Annotated in this window: 1 protein-coding gene and 1 pseudogene; both read left to right on the forward strand. The window is 31.8% G+C overall.

Annotation, left to right across the window (positions count from 1 at the left end; all coding sequences use genetic code 11):
• Positions 1-272: pseudogene (locus tag JM658_RS16950) on the forward strand (hypothetical protein); the annotation flags it as partial.
• 31 nt (positions 273-303) lie between these two features.
• Positions 304-471: a hypothetical protein gene (locus tag JM658_RS16955; protein WP_236961079.1), complete on the forward strand. Its 168-nt coding sequence runs from the start codon at positions 304-306 to the stop codon at positions 469-471.
• Positions 472-1,105 lie beyond the last annotated feature (634 nt).

A 1,105-nucleotide genomic window follows, 5' to 3' on the forward strand; every position in this document is an offset into this window, starting at 1 on the left:
ACTCAAGAATAGAGCGAGATAATCATACTCCAAAAGAAGATGTTGTTCAAAAAAAAGTATCTCATTCTCATAAAAATAATGGTTTTTGTATAAGATGTCATGCAACTATCGAGTTAAACATAGATAAACCGTTATGTGGAAGATGTTTTCCAGTGTGGGTTAGGTTTGAAGATATTACTTATCCCGAGAAGTTTTGTATTTCTTGTGGCAACGAAAAACAGACTAGTTTCTCAAAACCTGCATGTTATAGTTGCTATAAAAAGTTCAATTAAATATATAGGATTATGACCATACATTTAGCCGATGAAGAAAAGAACTTGCGGTGTTCAGGTAGCTTTTAAAATCGCCGAAGTGTCTTTAGATTATTTGACTGGCTTATCTGATTTGGAACTTGATAAAAATATTGTAGATGTCGTTACCGATTTACAGAAACTCAACAATGAAGATAGTTTACTACCATTAATGCTTTAATTCGTGATGCAAAGGCTCCCAACACTTATGCATAAAAAATAATAAAAGACAACCCTCCGTACACGACCTAAACAAAATTGCAGAACTTTTAAGAGAGGATATTAGAAACCTTTTGTATGAGAGTGATTGGTCAAAGAGTAAGGCTCCTACTTACTCGGAATTTAAAAAACAACTTAAAACAAATAATGATAAATAAGATTCATAGTCGTTAATTTTATAAAATGGGATGGTCTTTCGATTGGCTTTTTTGTTTTATGGGATTGTGTTTTTTTGCAATATGAGTTTTAACATTTCATGGATTATCGAAGAGTAAAAAACAGGTTGACCTGTACAAAGATAACTACAGCTTCATAAATAAAATCTGAAATAATCATACAGCCCTTTTTCATAATCCTTAGATAATTAGTTCGCTTCATCTAATGGTATCTTCCTTAGCATAACCTGAGAAGACCCTAAAAAAATGTTGTTATCCCGTAATTTTAAGGATAAAAATGTATTTTAGTGTCTTAATCAAAGAACAATTAATCCCATTATGAGTAAAAGACTTGGACTCGATTTAGATAAAAATTCCATTGGATGGGCAATTATTGATGCCGGGGAAATATTGGATACAGGGACTAAAGTTTTTCCTGAT

Source organism: Joostella atrarenae (genome assembly GCF_021764745.1).
In the GTDB taxonomy this organism is placed as follows: domain Bacteria; phylum Bacteroidota; class Bacteroidia; order Flavobacteriales; family Flavobacteriaceae; genus Galbibacter; species Galbibacter atrarenae.